Genomic DNA, 7,494 nt, shown 5'->3' with positions numbered 1-7,494 from the left:
ACGACCGGAGCCGTGTACGGGCGAGGCGCCGAATGATTCCGAGGTTGAAGGAACTGACCTGGCAGCGGGTGGCCGACGAGTTGGTGGTCGCCTTCGATCCCAGTGAGCAGATAGTGCTCGCGGATCCGAGTGGTCAGGTCGAGGCGCTGTTTCGGCTGCTGCGCGAGGGAACGCGCGATACGGTCCGGCTTGCCGGCGAGCTCGCCGAGGATTATCCGGACGTGACCGCGACCGAGGTCGAATCGGCCATCGAGGCACTGGACTCGCTGCGCCTGCTCGAGAATGCCGAACGCGAGCCGTTGCCGGACGGTCAGGTCGAGCGCTATTTCTCCAACCTGGCATTCTTCGAGACGTTCGCCTCGCTCGACCGGTCGGCGGAGGACTTTCAGCGCCGGCTGCTCGATTCGCACGTGGTCGTGCTGGGTGCGGGCGGACTCGGTTCCACCGTGCTGCTGAACCTCGCCGGTCTCGGCGTCGGCCGGCTGACCGTGCTCGACCACGATCGGGTCGAGCCACGCAACTTCGCCCGCCAGTTCCTGTATTCCGACGCCGACATCGGCTCGCTCAAGGTGGAGCGGGCCGCGGCCAGGTTGCTTGCCTTCCACCCCGGGCTCCGGGTGCGCACGGTCGCGCGCCGGGTCACCGGTCCGGCCGACGTGGCGCCGCTGCTGCCCGACGCCGACCTGCTGATCACCGGCGTGGACCGGCCGGACGAGGTGGACGTGTGGGTCAACGAGGCGTGCCTTGCCGCCGGGGTCCCGTACGTGCGGGGCGGGATGCTGCCGACCAGGGTGGTGTACTGGTCGGTCGATCCGGGGCGCAGCGCCTGCTATTCCTGCGCGTTGCGCGCCGACGCGCTGGCCACCGACGGGGTGCGCACCGCGAGCGTGGCGCGCCGCCTTGCGCCGCAACTGCCCGCGGTCAACCGGGGAATCGGCCCGGTGGCCAGCCTCGTCGGCTCGCTGGTGGCTATGGAGGCGCTGCGCTATCTCACCGGGTTCGCCGCACCGGCGGCGGCCGGGCGGTTCCGGGTGGTCGACTTTCGGGCCGGCGGCACGGAAACCGACCAGCCATGGCCGCGAGATCCGGACTGCGCCGCATGCGCCGCGGTGCCGACCCGGCCGGCGCCGGCCGGGGTGGACTGACCGTGGACCCGCTGCCACCGCTGACCGAGGACAGCCGGCTGGTGCTCAAGGAGCTCACCGTGGTGCCCGAGGACGGTGAGCACCTCGTCGGAGATCCGCAGACCGGCGTGTACGTGGCGGTTCCCCGGATCGCCGTCACGCTCATCGAGCGGCTGCGCGGCGGGGCGACGCTCGGGCAGGCCGGGCAGGCGGCCAGCGTCGAGGCCGGCGAGGAGGTCGACGCGGTCGACTTCGGTCAGACCCTGGTGGAGCTGGGTTTCGTCGCCCAGATCAACGGCACGCCGGTCTCGGCGATGCCCGATGCGCCGGCCCGGCGGTGGATCGCCGGTGTGCGTCCCGAGCTGGTCCGCCCGCTGTTCGGGCCGCTCGCCTGGCTCTGCTACGGCGTGCTGTTCGTCGGCTGCGCGGTGCTGATGGTGGCCGTGCCGGCCTACCGGCCGGATCCGGACGACCTGTACTTCCTGTCCAGCCCGGTGCTCAGCCTCGGCGCGCTTGCGGTCTGGGCCATGCTGTCCACCGCCGGTCATGAGGTCGCCCACTGGTTGGCCGCGCGGGCGCAGGGTGTGCCCGCCCGGTTCAGCATCGGGCGGCGGTTGTACTTTCTGGTCTTCGAAACCGATCTGTCCCAACTGTGGGGCCTGCCCCGGCGGCGCCGGTTCGGCCCGCTGCTCGCCGGTCTGGCCTACGACACGGTGCTCCTCAGTGGACTCCTCGCCGTCGCGCTGATCGGTGCCGACGACGGCCTTGATCGGCTCGTGGCCGCGCTCGTCGCCGTCGAGGTCTCCGGGATCCTGTTCCAGTTCCTGGTGTTCCTGCGCACCGACCTGTACGCCGTGCTGGTCATGCTGCTCGGTTGCCGGGATCTGTGGCGGGTCAACACGTTGGAGCTACGCCGAATGCTCGGTCGGCTGGATGAACGGCAGGCCGCCGAGCTGGCCAGCGCCCACCCGCGGGACCGCAGGGTGGCCGCCTGGTTCCGCTGGCTGTGCCTCGCCGGGTTCGCCGCCGCGGCCGGCTACTTCGTGGCCTTCTTCCTGCCGGCACTCTGGACGTTGCTCGGCTGGATCGCCGAAAGCCTGTCCACCGCGGCCCCCACCACCGGGCGGTTCTGGCAGTCGGTCGTCTTCTCCGCCCTCGCCCTCACCCCGCTGGCCCTCCTCGTCGGCGTCGCCACCCGAGAACGCCTGCACCGCCGCCGAAAGGCGCAATGAGCACGGCGGCTCCAAAGTCCACATGGTGTGCGCGATTGTCCACGTGGCTGTTTCTAGTCTGGTTGACAGGTGAAATGTAGGTCCACATGCGACGGTAGGGCTCGGTCCGCCGGCGTGCTGTGGCGTGCCCGTTCGTGGTGATCCCTGCTCAGCCACAGGAGGCTCGCGATGCAGACAGGAAAGCGTGCGGCCGGGGTGTCGGCCGTGTTGACGGCGGTGGGGGCGGCGGTGCTCGCGCTGGTGCTCGTGCCGGGGGCGGCGCGGGCGGCGACGGTGTTCGGGGATGACTTCGAGGACGGGAATGCCGACGGGTGGTCGAGGTCGGGGGGTAGCTGGGCGGTCGTGACCGACGGGTCGCGGGCGTGGCGGCAGTCGGGGACGAGCTCGGACGCGCGGGCGCTCGCCGGGGCGGGGTGGGCCGGTCAGGCGGTGCAGGTGCGGGTGAAGCCGACCGGGTTCAACGGGTCGAACCGGCACGTCGCGGTGACGGCCAGGGTGCAGAACACCAGCAACTACTACTACCTGGCCCTGACCAACGCGGGGTCGGTGGTGCTGGGAAAGCGGGTCGGCGGGGGGTTCACGGGGCTGGCGTCGGCGACGGCCCCGGTCACCGTCGGGCAGTGGCAGACGGTGCGGCTGGAGGCGTTCGGCAGCACGCTGCGCGGGTTCCTCAACGGGGTCGAGGTGGTGTCGGCGAGCGACGGCACATTCGGCGGCGGCCGGGTCGGGGTGGCGGCCTACTTCGCCAGCGCGACCTTCGACGACGTGGTGGTGACCGACACGCCGGGGCAGGGGGTGCCGCCGACGACCACGACGACCACGCCACCGACGCCGGGGACGTGCAACGGCTCCGGCCAGCCGGTGGGGTTCGCCGCGGTGAACGCGTGGGGGCAGAACGGAACCACGGGTGGCGCCGGCGGGCCGGCGGTCGAGGTGGACACCGCGTCGGAGGTGCTGGCGGCGATCGCGCAGCCGGGGCCGCTGACCATCTGCGTGCGCGGGATGATCGCGCTGCCGGGCCCGATGCACAGTGTGGCGTCGGACAAGACGATCGTGGGCATCGGGGCCAACTCGGGGTTCACCGGTGGCGGGCTCAACATCGGGCTGCCGATCGAGGACGCGATCACGTCGCCGCCGGCGAACGCGGTGCACAACGTCATCGTGCGCAACCTGGTGTTCCGCAACTGGGCCGATGACGGGATCAACGTGCAGATGTTCTCGCACCACGTGTGGATCGACCACAACGACCTCTCCAGCGGGTTCGACGGGGCGATCGACATCAAGCGCGGGTCGAGCTACATCACCGTGTCCTGGAACCACACCCACAACCACACCAAGAACATGCTGCTCGGGCACGACGACTCCAACGGCGCCCAGGACGTCGGCCGGCTGAAGGTGACCTACCACCACAACTGGTTCAACGAAACCCCGCAGCGCAACCCGCGGGTCAGGTTCGGCGAGCCGGTGCACGTGTTCAACAACTACTACTTCCACAACACCGACGTGGGCGTGGCCTGCCAGGCCGACGCCGGCTGCCTGGTCGAGGGCAACTACTTCGAGAACGTCGAGGAGCCGGTGACCAACTCCTACGCCGGCCCGTCCGGGCGGTGCGTCGCGCGCAACAACGTCTTCACCGGAACCGAGCCGGGCCAGCCCGACTGCAGCGGCAGCGTGGAGGAGGCGCGCAACTACTACGGCTACACGATGGACGACCCGAACGGGGTCAAGGCCGCCGTCACGGCGGGCGCGGGAGTGGGACGGATCTGATGAACCCCATACGTCACACGGCAATCGCCGCGGCCGGACTGGTGCTCGTGCTTCTGGCGGCGGTCCTCGTCGCGGTCGGCCCGGCCGGCGGCGCGTCGGCGGCCACCCTGTTCGGCGACGACTTCGAGGACGGCAACGCCACCGGCTGGTCCACCAGCGGCGGCACCTGGTCGGTCGGCACCGACGGATCCCGGGTGTACCAGCAGACCGGCACCAGCTCCGACGCACGGGCCAGGGCCGGATCGTCGGCATGGACCAACTACGCGGTCTCGGCCCGGATCAAGCCGACCGGGTTCAACGGGGCGGACCGGCACGTCGCGGTGCTGGCCCGATCTCAGAGCACCAGCAACTACTACTACCTCGGGCTGTCCAACGCCGGCTCGGTGGTGCTCGGCAAGCGCGTCGGTGGCGGGTTCACCACGCTGGCGTCGGCGCCGGCCGCGGTGTCGGTCGGCACCTGGTACACGGTGCGGCTGGAGGCGTTCGGCACGACGCTGCGCGGCTTCCTCAACGGCGCGGCGGTGGTGTCGGCGAGCGACGCCACGTTCGCCACCGGAACCACCGGGCTGACGGCATATTTCGCCGGCGGCGCGTTCGACGACGTCACCGTGCAGGACACCTCCGGCCCGCCGACGAGCACGACCACCACCACCACCACGACCACGCCGCCACCCCCGCCGCCGGGCGGGCTGGTCGGCTGGGCGACGGTCAACGCGTTGGGGCAGAACGGAACCACCGGCGGCGCCGGCGGGCCGACGGTCACCGTCACGACCGCGGCCGAGCTGGCCGACTACGCCGGCCGGGCCGGGCCCTTCGTGATCATGGTGTCCGGGCGCATCCAGTTCGACGACATGATCACCGTGGTGGCCGACAAGAGCATCATCGGGGCCGGGGCCGGCGCCGAGATCACCGGTGGCGGGCTGCATCTCGGCTCCACCACGAGACCGGGCAACAATGTCATCATCCGCAACCTCAGGTTCAGCAACGCGTCCGACGACTCGGTCAGCGTGACCAACTCGGCGCACCACGTGTGGATCGACCACAACGAGTTCCTGCCGGGCTTCGACGGCTCGGTGGACATCAAGCGCCAGTCGAGCTACGTCACGGTGTCCTGGAACTGGTTCCGCGGCACGGACAAGACCGCGCTGCTCGGGCATTCCGACGGCTTCACCGCGGACATCGGCTTCCTGAAGGTCACCTACCACCACAACTTCTTCGACGGCGCGCACCAGCGGCACCCGCGGGTGCGGTTCGGCGAGCCGGTGCACGTCTACAACAACTACTACCTGAACAACGACCTGTACGGCGTCGCGTCCACAATGAACGCCGGCGTGCTGGTCGAGGGCAACTACTTCGAGAACGTCCCGTTCCCGTGCTTCTCGGCCAGCGGCTACGCCGACTCCGACCCGGGCCGGCTGGTGCAGCGCAACAACGTGTTCACCAACTCCGGCGCCTGCGAGGTGGCCGGCGCCGTGGCCGAGCCACGCAACTTCTACCAGTACATGGTGGACGCTCCGGCGAACGTGCCGGCGATCGTCCGTGGCGGCGCCGGAGTGGGGCGGATCTGATGAGCTCGTTGCGCACCATGGCAATCGCCGCGGCCGGACTGGTTTTCGTGCTTCTGGCGGCGGTCCTCGTCGCGGTCGGCCCGGCCGGCAGCGCGTCGGCGGCCACCCTGTTCGGCGACGACTTCGAGGACGGCAACGCCACCGGCTGGTCCACCAGCGGCGGCACCTGGTCGGTCGGCACCGACGGGTCCCGGGTGTACCAGCAGACCGGCACCAGCTCCGACGCACGGGCCAGGGCCGGGCAGCCGTCGTGGACGGACTACTCGGTGACCGTGCGGGTCAAGCCGACCGCGTTCAACGGCACGAACCGGTTCGTCGCGGTGCTGGCCAGGGCGCAGAGCGCGACCAGCTACTACTACGTGGCGCTGCGCAGCAACAACACCGTGGAGCTCAAGAAGCTGGTCGGCGGCTCGGCGAGCACGCTGGCGTCCGCGCCCGTGCCGGTGTCGATCGGGACCTGGTACACGCTGCGCCTCGAGGTGTCCGGATCGACGTTGCGCGGCTCGGTCAACGGCGGCGCCCCGCTGTCGGCCACCGACACCCAGTACGCCGCCGGGCAGCTCGGGGTGGCGACGTTCAACGCCAGCGCGGCGTTCGACGACGTCGTGGTGGACAGCGCCGGGCCTCCCCCGACGACCACCACCACCACGACGACCACGACCACGACCAACCCGCCACCGCCACCGCCACCGCCGGGCGGCGCGCCGATCGGCTGGGCGAGCGTCAACGCGTTGGGGCAGAACGGAACCACCGGGGGCGCCGGTGGGCCGACGGTCACCGCGACCACGTCCGAGCAGTTCCTCGCCTACATCGACACGATCGGCCCGCTGATCATCCGGGTGCAGGGCACGATCAACATCACCAGCAAGCAGGGTGTCCGTCCGAACAAGACAATCATCGGCGTGGGCACGTCGGCCGTGATCAACGGCGGCGGGCTGGACTTCTACCGGTCCTTCAACGTGATCGTCCGCAACATCAAGTTCACCGCCGCCGAGGACGACGCGGTCAACGTCGGCCAGAACTCGCACCACATCTGGGTCGACCACAACGAGTTCGTCGCCCCGGTCGACGGCGCCATCGACATCGTGCGCGGCGCCGAGTACGTGACCGTGTCATGGAACTGGTTCAACCAGACAGACAAGACCATGCTGATCGGCCACTCCGACGGCAACGCCGGCGAGGACACCGGCCACCTCAAGGTCACCATCCACCACAACTACTTCGACGGCTCGCGCCAGCGGCACCCGCGGGTGCGATTCGGCGAGCCGGTGCACGTCTACAACAACTACTTCCGCGGCAACGAGCTGTACGGCGTCGCGTCCACGATGGACGGCGGTGTGCTTGTCGAGGGCAACTACTTCGAGAGCGTCCCGTTCCCCTGCTTCTCCGCCAGCGGCTACGCCGACTCCGGTCCTGGCCGGCTCGTGCAGCGCAACAACATCTTCACCAACTCCGGCGCCTGCGAGGTCGCCGGCGGCGTGACCGAACCCCGCAACTCCTACTCCTACACCCTCGACCCCACCGCCAACGTGCCCGCACTGGTCCGATCCGGCGTCGGCGTCGGACGAATCGGCGCCTGACCGTGATCCCCGCTCACCCACAGGAGGCTCGCGATGCGAGTGACAGCGCAGAAAGGTAGGGCGAGGCGGCGCGCCGCGACGGTGCTTGCCGTGCTGACCGCGGTCGGCGCGGCGGTGTTCGCGCTGCTCGTCGTGCCCGCCCCCACCGCCCAGGCCGAAACCCTGTTCAGCGACAACTTCGAAGACGGCAACCTCGACGGCTGGACCCGCTCCGGCGGCAGCT

General features: G+C 70.3%; 5 protein-coding genes and 1 pseudogene. All 6 read left to right on the top strand.

Going from position 1 to position 7,494, the window contains the following annotated elements:
• Positions 1-44 precede the first annotated feature (44 nt).
• Positions 45-1,145 carry a ThiF family adenylyltransferase gene (locus VGX25_RS22505; protein WP_326919854.1) on the top strand — a complete coding sequence of 367 codons (1,101 nt, stop codon included), beginning with the start codon at positions 45-47 and terminating at the stop codon, positions 1,143-1,145.
• A complete protein-coding gene (locus VGX25_RS22500; protein WP_326919853.1) occupies positions 1,100-2,356 on the top strand; it encodes a hypothetical protein in 1,257 nt (418 codons plus the stop codon). The genes VGX25_RS22505 and VGX25_RS22500 overlap by 46 nt, the downstream gene beginning before the upstream one ends.
• Positions 2,357-2,524: 168 nt before the next feature.
• Positions 2,525-4,123: a hypothetical protein gene (locus VGX25_RS22495; RefSeq protein ID WP_326919852.1), complete on the top strand. Its 1,599-nt coding sequence runs from the start codon at positions 2,525-2,527 to the stop codon at positions 4,121-4,123.
• Complete coding sequence (locus tag VGX25_RS22490; RefSeq protein WP_326919851.1) at positions 4,123-5,691, top strand: hypothetical protein; 1,569 nt, start codon at positions 4,123-4,125, stop codon at positions 5,689-5,691. Before VGX25_RS22495 ends, VGX25_RS22490 begins: the two co-directional genes overlap by 1 nt.
• The gene (locus VGX25_RS22485) at positions 5,691-7,271 is read left to right on the top strand and encodes a hypothetical protein (protein WP_326919850.1); all 1,581 of its coding nucleotides are present in this window, start codon (positions 5,691-5,693) and stop codon (positions 7,269-7,271) included. Before VGX25_RS22490 ends, VGX25_RS22485 begins: the two co-directional genes overlap by 1 nt.
• A gap of 33 nt (positions 7,272-7,304) precedes the next feature.
• A pseudogene (locus VGX25_RS22480) lies at positions 7,305-7,494 on the top strand (hypothetical protein); the annotation flags it as partial.

This window comes from Actinophytocola sp. (assembly GCF_035942955.1).
GTDB lineage: Bacteria > Actinomycetota > Actinomycetes > Mycobacteriales > Pseudonocardiaceae > DASYTH01.
The sequence above is the reverse complement of the archived record's forward strand: the minus strand, read 5'-3'. Positions and strand labels throughout refer to the sequence as shown.